11 protein-coding genes are annotated in these 16,775 nt (G+C 43.8%); 4 read left to right on the top strand and 7 right to left on the bottom strand.

Going from position 1 to position 16,775, the window contains the following annotated elements:
• Positions 1-38 precede the first annotated feature (38 nt).
• The 3 genes from H8744_RS09725 (at position 39) to H8744_RS09715 (ending at position 7,393) form a co-directional block, all read left to right on the top strand.
• Entirely contained in the window at positions 39-203 is a 165-nt protein-coding gene (locus H8744_RS09725) for a hypothetical protein (RefSeq protein ID WP_262434643.1), read from the top strand.
• 130 nt (positions 204-333) lie between these two features.
• Positions 334-4,362, top strand: a complete 4,029-nt coding sequence (locus tag H8744_RS09720; RefSeq protein ID WP_262434642.1) for a two-component regulator propeller domain-containing protein — start codon at positions 334-336, stop codon at positions 4,360-4,362.
• Between the two features lie 100 nt (positions 4,363-4,462).
• Positions 4,463-7,393 (top strand): alpha-L-rhamnosidase, encoded by a 2,931-nt coding sequence (locus tag H8744_RS09715; RefSeq protein ID WP_262434641.1) that lies wholly within the window; start codon positions 4,463-4,465, stop codon positions 7,391-7,393.
• Positions 7,394-7,554: 161 nt separating this feature from the next.
• Here H8744_RS09715 and rseP read toward each other — a convergent pair whose 3' ends face one another.
• From rseP to tsaB, 7 genes are all read right to left on the bottom strand, one after another.
• The gene (gene rseP, locus H8744_RS09710; protein ID WP_262434640.1) at positions 7,555-8,898 is read right to left on the bottom strand and encodes an RIP metalloprotease RseP; all 1,344 of its coding nucleotides are present in this window, start codon (positions 8,896-8,898) and stop codon (positions 7,555-7,557) included.
• Positions 8,899-8,924: 26 nt separating this feature from the next.
• Complete coding sequence (locus H8744_RS09705; RefSeq protein ID WP_262434639.1) at positions 8,925-10,100, bottom strand: 1-deoxy-D-xylulose-5-phosphate reductoisomerase; 1,176 nt, start codon at positions 10,098-10,100, stop codon at positions 8,925-8,927.
• 2 nt (positions 10,101-10,102) lie between these two features.
• Positions 10,103-10,963: a M23 family metallopeptidase gene (locus H8744_RS09700; RefSeq protein ID WP_262434638.1), complete on the bottom strand. Its 861-nt coding sequence runs from the start codon at positions 10,961-10,963 to the stop codon at positions 10,103-10,105.
• Positions 10,964-11,166: 203 nt separating this feature from the next.
• Entirely contained in the window at positions 11,167-11,712 is a 546-nt protein-coding gene (gene rimM / locus H8744_RS09695; RefSeq protein ID WP_262434637.1) for a ribosome maturation factor RimM, read from the bottom strand.
• A complete protein-coding gene (gene murA / locus H8744_RS09690) occupies positions 11,709-13,013 on the bottom strand; it encodes a UDP-N-acetylglucosamine 1-carboxyvinyltransferase (protein ID WP_262434636.1) in 1,305 nt (434 codons plus the stop codon). The genes rimM and murA overlap by 4 nt, the downstream gene beginning before the upstream one ends.
• Before the next feature lie 25 nt (positions 13,014-13,038).
• Positions 13,039-13,653, bottom strand: a complete 615-nt coding sequence (locus H8744_RS09685; protein WP_262434635.1) for a DUF4290 domain-containing protein — start codon at positions 13,651-13,653, stop codon at positions 13,039-13,041.
• A 48-nt stretch (positions 13,654-13,701) separates the two neighbouring features.
• The gene (gene tsaB / locus H8744_RS09680; RefSeq protein ID WP_262434634.1) at positions 13,702-14,391 is read right to left on the bottom strand and encodes a tRNA (adenosine(37)-N6)-threonylcarbamoyltransferase complex dimerization subunit type 1 TsaB; all 690 of its coding nucleotides are present in this window, start codon (positions 14,389-14,391) and stop codon (positions 13,702-13,704) included.
• Positions 14,392-14,566: 175 nt separating this feature from the next.
• Between tsaB and H8744_RS09675 the strand changes: the two genes are divergently transcribed.
• Entirely contained in the window at positions 14,567-16,690 is a 2,124-nt protein-coding gene (locus H8744_RS09675; RefSeq protein ID WP_262434633.1) for a sensor histidine kinase, read from the top strand.
• Positions 16,691-16,775 lie beyond the last annotated feature (85 nt).

Here is a 16,775-nt window from a genome sequence, read left to right as displayed (position 1 = left end):
GGATACTGCAAAAGTAGTGCAGCGTTACTGCAAAGGCAATGCAGCAACACTGCAAAGGCAATACAGCAACGCTGCAAAGGCAATACAGCAACGCTGCAAAGGCAATACAGCAACGCTGCAAAGGCAATACAGCAACGCTGCAAAGGCAATACAGCAACGCTGCAAAGGCAATGCAACGGCACTGCAAAGGCAATGCAGTATAACCGCAATAGGTATATCACATCTAATCCACACAAACCCTGTCAATCCCCTGTCCAATTATGACCACTCATCTCTACTATCCTTCAAGAATATTTCCTAATTTTGCAACCTCCATTAACCGTCTCGACAATTATGTATAAATGCCTGTTACTCATCTTCATGCTTTTCTGGGGATTGAACCCGTTACGTTCGATGCCCGACACCAATTATAGATTCATGCACATCACAAGCAAAGAAGGATTACCCCACCAACAAGTGGAAGCTTTAATGCAAGATGACAAAGGGATGCTTTGGATTGGAACACGTAACGGGCTTTCCCGTTACGATGGCTATAATATCGTCAACTACTTCAACCAGACGGACAACCCGAACTCGCTCAATCAGAATTTCGTCAGAAGCATCTACCAAGACCGCAAAAAGCGTATTTGGGTGGGAACTTACGATGGGATTTGCCAATACAGACCTGCCACCAACGATTTCCGATGCTACAACATGCCCAATGCCACCATTGCCTCCATTGTGGAGACAAGCAACGGAAAAATCATATGCGGAGGTACGCAACTATATATGTACGATGAAGAAGCCGACGATTTCATCATGCACCCCCGCCAGGATTCCGAATTTATCATATCCATGGCAATAGACAAAGAGGACAGGTTATTCATTTCGACCAATCAGTCTGTATTCTACTACAACTCTTCCTTTTCAAAAACAACACAAATCAATCCTTCTTACTTCTCCGACTTCATCACCGGATCGGACGGTATAATACCTTTGTATTTCGACTCGAAAGGGACGCTTTGGCTGGGACGAAACGGCAAAGGGGTCATGAACATCGACTTGAAAAACGGGCAATCCTCCATTTTCCAACCGGAACAATTATCGGACGGTACGGTACGTGCCATCACGGAAGACGACAAAGGAAGAATATGGCTTGGGACGGAAAAGGGAATAACCATTCTGAATGCCGACGGAAGCAAAGAAATCCTGCAACAGGACTTCGTAGACAAGAACAAATTGGACGACAACGCGATATACACGGTTTTATGCGATAGGGACGGCAATATCTGGATCGGAACTTATTTTGGAGGAATCAACGTACTGCTAAAAAACAACGAACAATTCCATTGGATTGAAGCCGGATACAACTCAAGAAATATCAAAGGTAAGGTCATCCGTAAGATAATAGAACCTCAAAAGGATATTCTCTGGATGGCAACGGAAGACGGCGGTCTGAACATCTACAACACGACGACCGGGAATATCAGTGTTTTAGACCGCATCGAAAGTTTGGGTTACAATATACATGAGTTATTCTACGACAAAGACAGCGAAAACATATGGATCGGGACTTTCCGGAACGGCCTGTTTTGCTACCACCTTCCTACCGGAAAGTGGCGGCAATACATGCCCGGCACGGAAAACGGCTTGCCCTCAGATGCCATATTCTCCATCGTAAAACAGCAAAACGGTGTCATGTGGATAGCTACCACCCAAGGCTTACGATACTATGATCCGGAAAAGAACACCTTTCTCCGTATCAACCATCCGGTTTTAGATGTCGATTTTATTTATTGCCTGCTGGTAGACAGGGAGGACAATATGTGGATCGGGACACGCAACAACGGGCTCTTCCGTATCGACTCGAAGACCCACGAAGTAAGCGGATGGACGGCAAAGGTCAATAACTCCAAGCTGAAAGACAATTATATCACCTGCCTGTATCAGGATTCGGACAGCAGAATCTGGGTAGGAACCAACAACGGGGGATTGCAATACATGGATCCGGCAGAGATGGAAATCAAAGTTCCGGACAATGAACTCTCCCTGTCGAGAAGTACCATTTGCAGCATTATTGAAGATGAGTTGGGACGCTTGTGGATAAGTACCAGTCAAGGATTATTCCAATTTAATAAGGAACGGAGTGCTTTCGTATGCTATACCATCGAAGACGGATTACCGATCAACCAGTTCAATTTCTCCTCCTCTATACAGGCACAGAACGGATTGCTGTACTTCGGCAGCATCAACGGGCTTATCTCATTTACTCCCAAAGCCATAAAAGAAAACAGACCTCTGTTTTACGTCCATCTAGGCTATCTGAATATCAACGATCAGGTCATCACTTCAAAGACTCCCGACTCCCCGCTAACACTGGCTTTGGATGAAACCTCAAAGATCACATTTTCGTACAACCAGTCCCGCTCATTCAGTATCGGATATGCCGCCATCTCTTTAGGCAACACCAGCACGATCAACTATCAGGTCAAACTGTCGGGCGTCGACAAGAATTGGAGAAACGTAGGGCAGGAACGAAAATTCGTGGGATCAAACCTTCCACCGGGAACCTATCTCCTACAGATCAGAGCCAACAACTCCAATGAAGGTTGGGAGCAACAACCGATAAAGGAGGTTAAGATCGTCATCCGGCCTCCGTTCTATTTGTCGTTTGCCGCTTTCCTGCTTTATTTCGTGATACTGGTATTGGCAGTTTATTTCAGCTACCGGATCTTCTCTATCCGGATAAGGGAGAAGAATGCGGTGAGAATAGCCAATATGGAAAAAGAAAAGCTGGAAGAGATCAATAAAGTCAAGATGGATTTCTTCACATCGGTGTCACATGAGCTGAAAACACCCCTCTCACTGATTATGGCACCCCTCAAATATGTATACCAGCAACAGGAGTTGCCGCAGGAATCATCCGACAGGTTGTACCTAGCCATAAAAAACACCAATAAGATGGTAGGGCTGATTGATGAGCTGGTCACTTTCAACAAAGTGGAGTCGGGCAATTTCCAGTTTTACATCCAGAAGGGTAACCCGCTGGATTTTATTGAAAACGCGGCCCAACTGTTTAAGGAAAGTGCCTCCGAGAAAAACGTCTCTTTCTATATACATTGCGAAAACAATGGAGAGGATGTGTGGTTCTCCCCTTCTTATGTGGAAAAGATAACGAATAATCTTCTGTCCAATGCGATAAAGTATACTTCCGCCAACGGCAAAGTCTTTATCAACGCTGCCATTACCGACCATCCGGACGGGCATACTTATTTGCAGATCGAAGTAAAAGACACGGGAATAGGTGTCGCCAAAGAAGAGCTAGACAATATCTTCCTGAAATATTACCAGACCAAACGGGGCTATAACGTGAATAATAAGGGATGGGGACTGGGGTTGGCACTCGTCAAACGGTTGGTTGAAATCCATAAAGGGAACATCACGCTGGAAAGTAGCATCGGGAAAGGCAGTTGCTTCATCGTCCGTTTAAACGTTTCCGAATCGGCATTTGATGCACAGGATAAAATCAATTCGGATAAGACGCTCGTCTCACTCAACCAATACGAGTTCACCACTCCCCTTTTAGAAACATCCTCCCAAGTCTCACTGCCGGTAGAAAAAGAGAAGACCGAATCACAAGCTTCCATCCTGTTGGTAGAAGACAATGTGGAATTACTTAAATTCCTATCGGACTTCTTCGCTCCGAAGTATAATATCTACGTTGCCGAAAATGGAGTGGAAGCCTTGGAAATAGCGAACAAGTATCCTGTCGATCTGGTCATCTCGGATGTCATGATGCCCGAAATGGATGGAAACACGCTTTGCAGGAACTTGAAAAATAACATTTCCACCTCCCATATACCTATCATACTCCTGACCGCCAAAAACGATACGGATGATATAATGAAAGGATACGAAAGCGGTGCGGAAGCCTATGTGCAAAAGCCGTTCGATCCCCAGATACTGGAGCTTCAGGTAAAAAACATCATCCATATGAAGCAGGTACAACGCGAAAAAGTCGTGAAGACATTGGGATCTGATGTCGAATCCGTATCTTTGAGCAAATTTGACAAGGACTTTATCAACAAGATAAACGAACTCATTGAAAAGAATATAGATAACGATGAATTTTCCATTGCGGACATCACGCAAAGTCTATACATCAGCCGTAGCCTCCTTCATGTGAAAATGAAGAGCTTGCTAAATATTTCAATGGGGGACTATATCCGTAAAAAGCGGCTCAATAAGGCTTGTGAATTGCTCCGGGATGGGTATAATGTCACTGAAACAGCTTATAAAACCGGGTTTGCCAATCCAAATTACTTCTCTAAGGCTTTTAAGAAAGAGTTTGGAGTCAAGCCGACCGAATATCAGAAGAAATAGATCATGCAGAATACAAACTTTTAAATCTTAGAAAGGAAACAGGATGAAACAAGGATCGGACAGAATGAAACGAAACAGGATGAAACAAAGAACAGAATCAATGAAGAAAGTATTATTAGTATTAGCATCGCTTTTATGTTTCTCAACCTTTACGACCCGGGGAGAAACAAATGCAACGAAAAGTTTTACGATAAGCGACTTACGGGTAGAGTATTTAAAAAATCCGATAGGAATCGATGTGGCAGCTCCACGTTTTAGTTGGAAAATGGAGTCAGATAGACGCGGAATATCCCAGACCGGGTATCAAATCATCGTTTCGACCGATAAACAGGGGAAGAACATCGTATGGGATTCTGAGAAAACAGCATCCGACTTGTCCGTTCACATTATATATAAAGGTATTGCACTCCAACCCTCTACCCGCTATTACTGGAAAGTCAACGTATGGGATAATGACGGCAATAAAAAGACCAGTCGTGAAACGGCTTTCTTTGAAACCGGTCTGATGAATTCGGGCTGGAACGGTGCAAAATGGATTAAATGCAATGATACGGATGCTCCCGAAAATGAATCTCAAACAGATGGAATTCCCATGTTCCGTACGGAATGTATGCTCGATAAAGAGATAAAATCCGCCCGTATTTATTCCTCCGCATTAGGTGTCTATGATCTATTTATAAACGGAAACCGGGTAGGAAACACCAATGCGGACGGCAAACTATGTTTTGACGAACTAAAACCGGGGTGGACAAACTACTCAAAGACTGTTTTCTATAACACTTATGACATTACTTCTTTCCTGTCGAAAGGCAATAATGCAATCGCAGCACTGGTATCCTCCGGCTGGTGGGCAGGGCATGTGGCGCATGGAGAATACGGCTCTCCGGCATTGGGATTTATCGCTAAACTATATATCGTATATAAGGATGGAACCACCGAAACCATTGTCACCCATCCTGAATCATGGAAGACATCCCGGGAAGGTGCTATAAGAATGGCGGATATCTATACGGGAGAAGATTATGACGCGCGAAGAGAAAGTGAGTGGAAGAAGGTGGGATTTGATGATTCCAATTGGCACAAACCAACCGAAAACAAAGATTTCAAGGGCACTATAAAGGCTTTCATCGGTCCCAACGTACAGGTAAGAAAAGAGCTGGAACAAACTCCCGTCAGTATTACAAAATACAACGGGCATACCCCGGATGAAAAAGGCTATGGAATGGTGAATGTCATTGAAGAAAGAAAGGGGACAGACCGCCTGACGTTGGATAAAGGGGATACAGCAGTATACGACCTTGGACAGAATATGGTGGGCTGGGTTAAATTCAAAGTAAAAGGAAATGCCGGGACACGGCTTACCATCCGGTTTGCCGAATCATTGAATGACGATGGAAGCTTCGCCCGCGTAAACGATGGGCCGGGTGGCAGTCTTTACCGCATCATCCTCCGGTCGGCCGCTGCCACACTCAGCTATACTTTAAAAGGAGACAAGGATGGGGAGGAATTCAGACCTACCATGACCTTTTTCGGTTTTCGTTATTGTGATGTCGTAACAACGGAACAGGTAGAAATCGAGTCGATGAAAGGAGAAGTGGTCGGTACAGTTGCCGAAGAAGGATCCTCTTTTACCACCAGTCATGCAAGGGTAAACCAGCTTTATAAGAATATCATGTGGGGGCAGCGCGGGAATTTCTTAAGCGTACCGACCGATTGCCCCCAACGGGATGAACGTCTGGGATGGACGGGTGACATCCTGGCATTCGGGCGGGCTGCCACCTATAATGCCGATCTTGCCGGATTCTTTCATAAATGGATGGGCGATGTCAGGGACGGGCAGCGCGAGGATGGTGCGTATTATGATTTAGCTCCCCGTGTCTGGGGAAACGAAGTCGGCAATGCAGCCTGGGCGGAGGCCGGTATAGTGATCCCTTGGACAACTTACCTGATGTATGGGGACAGAGGCATTCTGGAAGAGAACTATGCTTCCATGGAAAGATTTATGGAGCAACGGTCGACGCAAGTATTCGACGGATATAAATACAACGGAGGAGGGATTACCCACGGTGACTGGCTTTCTCCCGAAGGCAACGAACCGGATAAGAAGCGGTATATAGCCGTCTGTTTCTACGCTTACTCTGCCCGGTTAATGGAAAAGATGTCACAAGCTTTAAGCCGGAAGGCAGGAGATGCATATGACTCGAAAGCAAAATCGTACAAAGAGTTATATGAAAATATCAAAGCCGAATTCCAAGCACGCTATGTCAATCCGGACGGTTCATTAAAACAAAAGGGGCAGACAGCCTATCTATTGGCTCTTAAACTTCACTTATTCCCTGATGAGAAGGCCCAAAGTGACGGTATCCGTTATCTGAACCATTTAATCAAGACAAATGGCGACCGATTGGGAACCGGTTTTGTAGGAACCGCCATTATAAACCAGACATTGACAGATGCCGGGTCAATCCATACGGCCTACAATCTATTACTGCAACGCAACAACCCTTCCTGGCTGTACAGTGTGGATCAAGGGGCAACCACCATATGGGAACGTTGGGACGGATACACAAAAGAAAAAGGATTTCATCCGGCAACGACCATGAACTCTTTCAACCACTATGCTTATGGAGCGGTATCCGAATGGATGTACCGTTATATGGCAGGCATCAATCCGGATGAAAACAATCCCGGTTTCAAGCACATCATTCTCACTCCGTATCCTGACAACAGGATCTCTTTCCCTGCCGGGCAGGAAAGAATAACGTCTGTTGATGCTACTTACCATTCGTACTACGGCAAAATAAGGAGTGCGTGGAAATCGGATGCTAACGGGAATATGGAATACAGAATCGTCATACCGGCAAATACAACCGCCTCAGTCACCTTGCCCAAAGAGAGGAACCAGAACGAAATAGCAGAAAACAACGTTCCTCTCGACAAAGCTAAAGGAGTAGTATCTTATTCCATTGAAGAGCAACACATTCATATAGAGTTGCAATCGGGAAGTTATGTGTTTACAGTAAAAGAATAGCCCGATAAGGATGTAAAAACAGAGTTTACTCTCAATTAAAAAGGATTCGCACAAAAGCTGCCATCTACATCTTTTAGACACAAATTACGCGGATTACATAGTTCTTAGTTTATTAAAACTATGTAATCCGCGTAACTTGTGTCTAATATATTATCTTCCGATTAGAAGAAGAATCTCACAACATCATTGAAATTGGCCCATATCAGCAGAGCAAACAATATGAACATGCCAGCCATTTGTGCCCGTTCCATGAATTTATCGCTCGGCTTACGACGGGCAACAATCTCATAAATCAGGAACAATACATGTCCACCGTCTAAAGCAGGAATTGGCAGGATATTCATAAAAGCAAGAATAATGGAAAGGAAAGCTGTCATCGACCAGAAACGATGCCAATCCCAAACAGAAGGGAAAATACTTCCAATGGTACCAAAACCACCGATACTCTTTGCCCCCTCTTTCGAGAATACATATTTCATATCATTGACATATCCTTTCAAGGTGTTGACTCCCAGTTTCACTCCCGCAGGGAACGAAGTGAAAAAGCCATATGTCAGGACTGTCTCTTTATAATCGCTTAGATTCTGAGAATAAGCTCCCACGCGGAACAATGAATCCGTACGTACGGACACCGTATCGCGGTTCCCTGCACGTGAGTAGACCAATTGGAACGAAGCATCCTTTTCGTTTTTCGCTTCTGCCGCTACTCTCAACTTACCCAGATTCTCAGTAAAAGCATTCCAGGAATTCAAAGGCGTACCGTTGAAGGCAACCAAACTATCCCCTTTCTGCAATCCTGCCAATGCAAAAGAATTGCCTGACAAAACAGAGTCTACCACATTCGGGATCAGAGCATTCACAAACATAGGATCTTCTTTCAACACGTCCAGCAAGTTAACCTCAGGCATATACACTTTGGTTTCGACGCCATCGCGTTTCACCGTCACAATACGTGCATCGGTTATATCACGCAAAAGATCCATATTGAACCGTTCCAGAGGTTTCTCGTCGGCACGGAGCAGAATGTCACCGTCACGGAAGCCAATTTGTTGCGCCCGTTCGTTAAACTTCATTCCATGAGTCATATCCTGAAGGGAAACATAAGAATCTCCCCACTTAAATAGAATCATAGAATAGATGAACAGTGCCAACAGGAAGTTGAACAACACACCGCCCACCATAATCAACAGCCGTTGCCAAGCAGGCTTGGATCGAAACTCCCACGGCTGTTCGGGTTGTTTCATTTGTTCCGTATCCATCGATTCGTCAATCATTCCCGCTATCTTTACATAACCGCCAAGCGGCAACCATCCGACAGCATATTCAGTTTCACTGTTTTTGGGCTTGAATTTAAAAAGGGTGAACCAAGGATCAAAGAATAAGCAAAATTTCTCGACCCTCACCTTAAAAAGACGGGCAAAGAGAAAATGTCCTCCTTCATGAATGATAACAAGGAGCGAAAGGCTCATTATTAACTGAAGGGCACGAATTAAAAATGTTTCCATGTTTATTACTTACGAATTACTATTTACTATTTTAAATTATGAGTTAACTCGACAGCTATGCGGCGTGCTTCGGCATCTGTCGCCACATAGTCATCATAGGTAGGAGCCTGTACAAACGAAGCTCGCTCCATTGTCTTTTCAATCACTTCGCTCATGCCCAAAAAGCTGATCCCGTCCTTCAGGAAAGCAGCTACAACCACTTCATTGGCTGCATTGACGATGCATGGCATGTTTCCTCCGCGGTACATCGCTTCATAAGCCAATGCCAGATTGCGGAAACGTTTGGTATCGGGCTGTTCGAAAGTCAGATGGGTACATTTCGCAAAGTCCAGACGTTCAAAAGAAGAATATATACGGTCGGGATAAGAAAATGCATACTGTATAGGAAGCCGCATATCCGGCATACCGAGTTGTGCCTTGACGGAGCCGTCCTCGAACTGAACCATCGAATGGATCACCGATTGCGGATGAACCACCACCTCGATCTGGCTGGGCTGCACACCGAACAACCATTTTGCTTCGATCACTTCAAAACCTTTGTTCATCATGGAAGCAGAATCAATGGTTATCTTTGCTCCCATCTCCCAATTGGGATGCTTCAAAGCCTGTACTTTTGTAACGGTCTTCAACTGTTCCAGTGTATACGTACGAAAAGGGCCTCCGGAAGCGGTGAGTATCACCTTCTCTATCGGATTACCAACTTCTCCAGCCAAACATTGGAATACGGCCGAATGTTCAGAATCGACAGGAAGGATCGGGGTACGATATTGTTGTGCCAACTGGTTAATCAGTTCTCCGGCAACGACAAGCGTTTCCTTGTTTGCCAGAGCAATTGCCTTACGGGCTCGAATCGCATTGATCGTTGGCTTCAGGCCGGCATACCCCACCATTGCAGTCAGAACGATATCGATCGGAGCAGATTCTACGATCTGCCCCAAAGCTTCCGAACCGGCATATACCTTGATAGGCAAATCGCTAAGGGCATCTTTTAATTCATCGTATTTATCTTCATTGGCTATAACTACCGCCTCGGGCTGAAACCTCCGGGCTTGTGCTATGAGCAAATCTACTTTATTATTGGCAGTCAAAGCATACACCTCATACAGTCCGGGATGTTCTTCAATCACCTGAAGTGCCTGCGTACCAATAGATCCTGTAGACCCCAGGATAGCTATTTGTTTCTTTTTATTCTCTTTATTCATGTTTAGAATACAATATACTTTTCGGGATTAACAGCACTTCCTTTGTGCCATAACTCAAAATGCAAATGAGGTCCGGTTGTCAGCGTTCCGCTGTTCCCCACCAGTGCGATGGCCTCTCCCGCCTGCACTTTATCACCTACACGCTTCAGTAGAGAACCACAATGTTTGTAGACTGATACGAAGTCTTGATTATGCTGCACTTCGATCAAGTATCCGGTTTCAGCGGTATAGGTACTCAATATGACAGTTCCGTCCAAAGTAGCAAGCACGCTCTCGTTGGGATTGGCGGCAATATCCGTTCCATAATGCTTCTTATCCGCATCAAAATGAGAGGAAATCATCCCACGGGTAGGCCGATAAAAAATCAGACCGTCCACATCGGGTTGTGAAGTTATTGAAGTAAGATTATACTTCTCGGTTTCTTCATACTGACGGCGAAATTCTTCTTCACGTTTGGTACGTTCCATCAGGGAGTCTTCACGCATAGCGGTCAGCGTGTCCATGCTCTGCACCGAATCGATACGAACCTTTCCGCTGAAAATATCCTGAATGTTCATGATATACAGATTCTGCCGATCGACCAGTTGCTGAAGAGAATCCACCCGCAATGCATTTTCCACCACCTGCGCACGAATCTCGCTATTCATATATCCGGGCAGATAGTTACGTAAAGGGGTAAATGCAATGATAACCGATGCTATCAGAAACAGAATCGTAAGAACCGAAAGCAGTACCGAAAACCCGTTCAGCTTGGATACGTGGATACCCACCACCTCTTCGAGTGTATTCTCATTTATGATGGTAAGTTTGTATTTAAACTTAATATTGTTCCAGAAAGCTTTACTTTTCTTTTTCTTTGGCATGGTAATTTTATATGAATTACAAAGGTAGGCATTTCATCGCTGCCAACAGAAGTTTCTTCATTCTATTTAACGTTTTGGAGGAGGCATTTTCTCATCGGTGAGGAAGACCCTGTTCATCGGTGACCAACACCCCGTTCATCGGTGATCAACGGGGCCTTCATCGGTGACCAACAATCCTTTCATCGGTGAGTAATAAATCAGGACTATTCATCCTCCGTTCCAACTTCATCCAAGTTCAATAGTCCTTCGGGTAAATCAACCGTAATATTCTTATTATCAGCATCAACTCCAATAATAAAATCTTCCTGAGCCGGTACCAAAAGCTCTTCACCATTCAGAAGTTCTACAACAAAAAGAGGATTAGCAGTAGAATCGTCCACCTCTATTATTTCTCCCAATACACCATGATTTACTTCTTCCATATGGAAACCGACAAAGAAATTCCATGACAATTCGCCCGCTTCTGCTTCCTCTACATGTTCCACAGGAAAATATACTTCCACATTCGTAAACATACGGGCTCGCTCTGCCGAATCCACCCCTTCGAGTTTCACTAATGCCGTGGAATCCGAACGAAACCGATATTCTTTGATGAAGAAGGGAACAAATATCCCATCCAGCAAACAAATTAGATAATCACAATCGGTACGGTCGAAGATATCATCAGTAAAAGTGAACGACAACTCTCCATGGATGCCATGCGGCTTATTAAAAATCCCTATCTTATATACTTCTTCTTTTTTTATCATATTCGGGTAATTCTGGCACCGATCGCATTCAACCGGCCTTCAATGTTCTGGTATCCGCGGTCTATTTGCTCGATGTTGTGGATACGGCTGCTGCCTTCGGCACTCATCGCTGCAATCAACAAGGCAATACCTGCACGGATGTCGGGAGAAATCATGTTACCACCCCGGAGTTTGAAACCGTGATTATGGCCGATTACAACCGCACGATGCGGGTCGCATAAGATGATTTGCGCTCCCATATCAATCAACTTGTCTACAAAAAACAAGCGGCTTTCGAACATCTTCTGATGAATCAGCACACTCCCTTTAGCTTGCGTAGCGACTACCAGCAACACACTGAGCAAATCAGGAGTCAAACCTGGCCATGGAGCATCCGCAATCGTCATGATGGAACCATCAATAAACGATTCGATCTGGTAACTATCCTGTGCAGGGACATAAATATCATCTCCACGTTGTTCGAGCTTAATACCCAAACGGCGGAAACTTTCGGGGATAATACCCAAATTCTCATAAGAGACACGTTTAATCGTGATCTCGCTTCCGGTCATAGCTGCCATTCCGATGAAACTGCCTACTTCAATCATGTCCGGCAAAACGGTATGTTGCGTCCCGTGCAGTTCGTCTACCCCTTCGATAGTGAGAAGGTTGGAAGCAATGCCACTGATTTTTGCCCCCATCCGGTTGAGCATTCTGCATAATTGCTGTAAATATGGTTCACAAGCTGCATTATAAATGGTAGTCGTTCCTTTCGCCAATACAGCCGCCATAACAATGTTGGCAGTTCCGGTAACGGAAGCCTCGTCCAAAAGCATGTATGTTCCGTGCAACTTATCGGCAGCAATTTCAAAAATCTCACGTTCATCGTTATATTTGAAATCAGCTCCCAGATTCTGGATACCGATAAAATGAGTATCCAAACGGCGGCGGCCTATCTTATCTCCACCCGGCTTGGATATCATTGCTTTACCAAAACGAGCTACCATTGGCCCGATCAGCATCACCGAACCGCGAAGACTGGAACACTTCTTCAGAAACTCGTCACTTTCCAGATAAGCAAGATCCACATTTTCCGCTTTGAAACTATATGAGTCAATACCCTGTTTTGCAACTGTCACCCCCATGTCTCTCATCAATTGGATGAGGTTGTTGACATCCAGAATGTCGGGAATATTATTTACTATTACTTCCTCGGCAGTAAGCAATGTAGCGCAGATGATCTGCAATACCTCGTTTTTAGCACCTTGTGGATGAATTTCACCACAAAGCTTGTGCCCTCCTTCGATTACAAATGAAGCCATAGATAGGATGGTTTATGGCGAGAGATTAGTATTTTCTTCGCTGATTATTATTCCGGTTATTATTATAATTCATCTTCGGACGATAATTCTGAGCAAGGCGATCGGCCATCAAACGAATGATGTCATCATCCATCCGCAACTTACCATTAGAAAGTTCCGCAAGGTCCTCTGCTATTTTACGTTCATCGACCGTATCCTTGTTCCAAGCCATATAATCTTTCTTCATATGGTTACAGATCAGGGCCACTAAATTTCTCTTTTCATCCCCTTCCGGATAATCACATGCTTTCTTGATCAATATCTCTAGTGTACGACCATAATGACGATAACGGATTTTAGTACTGGGATAAGGAATCATGTCCGGTTTCGTACCCAGATTTTCTTCACGGATCACCTCATAAGGATACTTAATGTCCAGTTTAAAATCGGCCATGATAGCCAGATGATCCCACAGTTTATGCTTAAAATCGGGCACATCCCTTAAATGAGGGAACATATTTCCCATGATATTAATAATGGTATTTGCACAACGCTGACGCTCTGCCGGGTCCTGAATTGTAAGTGCAAAATCAACCATGTTCTGTATACTTCGCCCATATTCTGGAAGCGGCATCCTTTTCTGCTGGGTGTTATATTGCATAAGCGAAAATTAAATATTTAATTAATAGAAATCAAAAGAAACGAGAAGCTATAACAGCTTTTTCGGCAGTGAAGCCACAAATTCTTTCAAATAGAAAGGTTCAAAGTAAGCTACATCCTTATATTCCTTGTTTGCCACAGCTTTTTCGGCCAAAGGAAACATCATCTTTGCCAAAGGATGAATGTCATCGATGAAATGTGCATTCGGATGTGTAATCTTCTCACGGCATTTGCCCGCTCCATTCCCAAAGAAATAAACCGGATGTTCATTCAAAATGTCAAGGTAAGAATTTTCATCTACAATATCGGCTGAAATTTCCCGTACGACATTCAGACTACGATCATAAATGGCCGCATATACTTCCATTCGGCGAGCATCGATCATGGGACAAAGGTAGGCATTTTCCGGCAATTCATGATAAAGCAAAACGGGTACGGATAATACTTCCAAAGTAGGAATACCTATCAACGGAACATTCCTTCCATAACAAATGCCCTTAGCCATCGAAACCCCGATACGGAGCCCTGTATATGAACCAGGTCCACAACTCACAGCTACCGCATCCAATGGAATGGCATGGTTATCGATAAACGACAAAGCCTCATCAACAAAGACTCCCAAGGACACGGCATGTGAAGGGCCTTTAAGATCTTCCTGCACAAAAATAGTCTGCCCATCTTCACTTACCGCTACCGAACATACGGTGGTAGAGGTCTCTATATGTAAGATACATGACATAATTATCAGATTATTAAATTGTCGCAAATTTAACGGATTATTTTCAGATTACCACACTGTAGGATAAATTATAGCATATTTTAGTTCAAAATCATTGACTTCAGAAATATTTTGTATATCTTAGCAGGCTGTTTTATACAAGTAAAACTAATGAATAAACAAGTTATAATATGGCATGAGTAATCTGCGGTATATCCTATATTTCGTTTTCTTCTGTCTTAGCACTATCACAACTCAGGCACAAGCATCTCAGGAAGATAATCCGGAAGGCAGATTAACTTCTCCCATGCCCATTCGTGAAGACAGTCTGAACATAGCGTTAGACAAAGCAAAAGACCCGCATAAGCGTATAGAGCTACTGCTCGACCTCAAAGATGTCACGGAAGGTATGAATAACGAAGCAGGCTATGTCAGGCAATTGTTCAATGAATCAAAAGAAGGTCGTGATGTATACGGACTTTTCGTATCAATTATGAACATCGTCATTCGCCATGCCACCCACGAAGAAAAAGAAGATTCACTTTATAATTATTACATCAAAACAATTGCCGATATCGAAAAAGGCACGCCCGCTGAAGGTGCAGCCACGTTCTTCAAAATGACCATAATCAACCGGAAGATAAATACAGAGAATGATGCAAACACTCAAAAAGAACTTTTCAAGCAAATACGTAATGAATTCCAGGCATTACAACCTCATGAAGATAAATATCAAAAAGTAAACCGTCTCTACAATGAAGGTCTAATGAGAGTTTGGGAAATGAATGGCCAAGGAAAGAAGGGCGTTTATAAAGAACAGATACCCCTATGGCAGGAGGCTTGGGACATTGCACAGGAATTCCCCCTTTATACTAAAAGATACTACCTAAGCAGCATATTTTCCCTTCTAAGTAGCGGATACAACCAAGAACAAGATTACAAAAGACTGCAACAAGTGACCACTGATGCGATCAATGCTCATAAAGACTTTTATACAGTTTCGGCAGTGATGTATCCACGTCCTTTTCTATATAAGGATAATACGTATGTAGATTTTTATACACAATTAATTCGTGGGGCGATGCATGTCAGCGATGATGAAGCTTACAAAATGTACAATCTGTTTCGCGACCATATGCTTTCTGCCAAAGATGAATTTCTTGACAAGAACAAAATCTATCTTTATGAAACGGCCTATCTCTTTCTTACAAACATGCACCATGAGAAAGAAGCAATATCCAACTGTGACTCGCTTATCAATATGATTGAAACGGGACGCGCCCCCGGTTTCAGTCGAATACTCAGAGTATATAAGGATAAAGCAAAACTGCTAACTAACGTCAAGCGCCCTGAAGATGCCTGCATAGCTTATGAACGAGCGATACAAGTATCGGATTCCTTGATAAAAAAAGAGTATGTAGAAAGGGTGGAAGCACTGCGGCTAAAAAATGACGTGAACCGTCTGGAACTGGAAAAGACCTCGATTACCGCCCAAAGCAGACTGATCGGGTTCATTTTTGCCATCTGCACACTCATTGTTGCAATCAGTGTCAGTGTCTACTACTATAAAAGTCTGAAGAAAACACGGAAACTACAAGAGGAAATTTACCGGCAAAGCATAAAAGCCCAGGAAAGCGAACAAATGAAATCGTCCTTTATCAACTCCATATGCCACGAAATCCGTACACCGCTTAATTCCATAAATGGATTCTCAGAGGTACTTATTGACGATGCTACCCTTCCGGAAGAACGAAAAGAATATCAGATGATCATACAGGAAAACACTCATCTGCTGACGTCACTGCTCGACAGCCTGATCGAAGTTGCCAATCTGGATAGCCTTACGGAAGCACTGACTCTAGAAGAGGTGGAGGTAACAGCTTTATGCCGCACAGAAATGGAACTATTGCACAAAAAAGAAGGGAAAGACAAGATTCAATATTTACTCGATCTTCCAAGAGAAGGCTGCTTTGCACATACCCATCCCCAATATTTATCCTTATTACTGAGATCGTTGTTAAACAATGCCAACAAGTTCACCCGTGAAGGAAGCATACTGTTATCCTGCCGCTGTAATAAAGAACAAAAGAAAGTTATTATCAGTGTAGCGGATACGGGATGCGGGATACCTGCGGACAAACAGGAATATATCTTCCAACGATTTACCAAACTGGATACTTTCACTCACGGAAACGGATTAGGATTGTACCTTTGCCGACTGATAGCCCGGCATATGAACGGAAACATACAAATAGATCCGCATACAACCCAAGGAGCTAAATTCATATTTACCATACCGATGGGCAAGGATGATAGATAATGAACAACGTGAAACGTTACAGACAACTGCAAAAGACTTACCTCAGCCATAGATCAGATGCTTAAAACTGCGTACAAGGCAAGCT

Source organism: Jilunia laotingensis, from assembly GCF_014385165.1.
Taxonomy (GTDB): domain Bacteria; phylum Bacteroidota; class Bacteroidia; order Bacteroidales; family Bacteroidaceae; genus Bacteroides; species Bacteroides laotingensis.
Note: the sequence above shows the minus strand (reverse complement) of the source record. Positions and strands in the feature narration are given on the sequence as shown.

Bases quoted from the DNA above. Each gene is read 5' to 3' on its own strand.
- H8744_RS09715 (WP_262434641.1), top strand. From the start codon at position 4,463: ATGAAGAAAGTATTATTAGTATTAGCATCGCTTTTATGTTTCTCAACC.
- H8744_RS09705 (WP_262434639.1), bottom strand. From the start codon at position 10,100: ATGAATAAAGAGAATAAAAAGAAACAAATAGCTATCCTGGGGTCTACA.
- H8744_RS09675 (WP_262434633.1), top strand. From the start codon at position 14,567: ATGAGTAATCTGCGGTATATCCTATATTTCGTTTTCTTCTGTCTTAGC.
- H8744_RS09720 (WP_262434642.1), top strand. From the start codon at position 334: ATGTATAAATGCCTGTTACTCATCTTCATGCTTTTCTGGGGATTGAAC.
- murA (WP_262434636.1), bottom strand. From the start codon at position 13,013: ATGGCTTCATTTGTAATCGAAGGAGGGCACAAGCTTTGTGGTGAAATT.
- H8744_RS09685 (WP_262434635.1), bottom strand. From the start codon at position 13,653: ATGCAATATAACACCCAGCAGAAAAGGATGCCGCTTCCAGAATATGGG.
- tsaB (WP_262434634.1), bottom strand. From the start codon at position 14,391: ATGTCATGTATCTTACATATAGAGACCTCTACCACCGTATGTTCGGTA.
- rimM (WP_262434637.1), bottom strand. From the start codon at position 11,712: ATGATAAAAAAAGAAGAAGTATATAAGATAGGGATTTTTAATAAGCCG.
- H8744_RS09700 (WP_262434638.1), bottom strand. From the start codon at position 10,963: ATGCCAAAGAAAAAGAAAAGTAAAGCTTTCTGGAACAATATTAAGTTT.
- H8744_RS09725 (WP_262434643.1), top strand. From the start codon at position 39: ATGCAGCAACACTGCAAAGGCAATACAGCAACGCTGCAAAGGCAATAC.
- rseP (WP_262434640.1), bottom strand. From the start codon at position 8,898: ATGGAAACATTTTTAATTCGTGCCCTTCAGTTAATAATGAGCCTTTCG.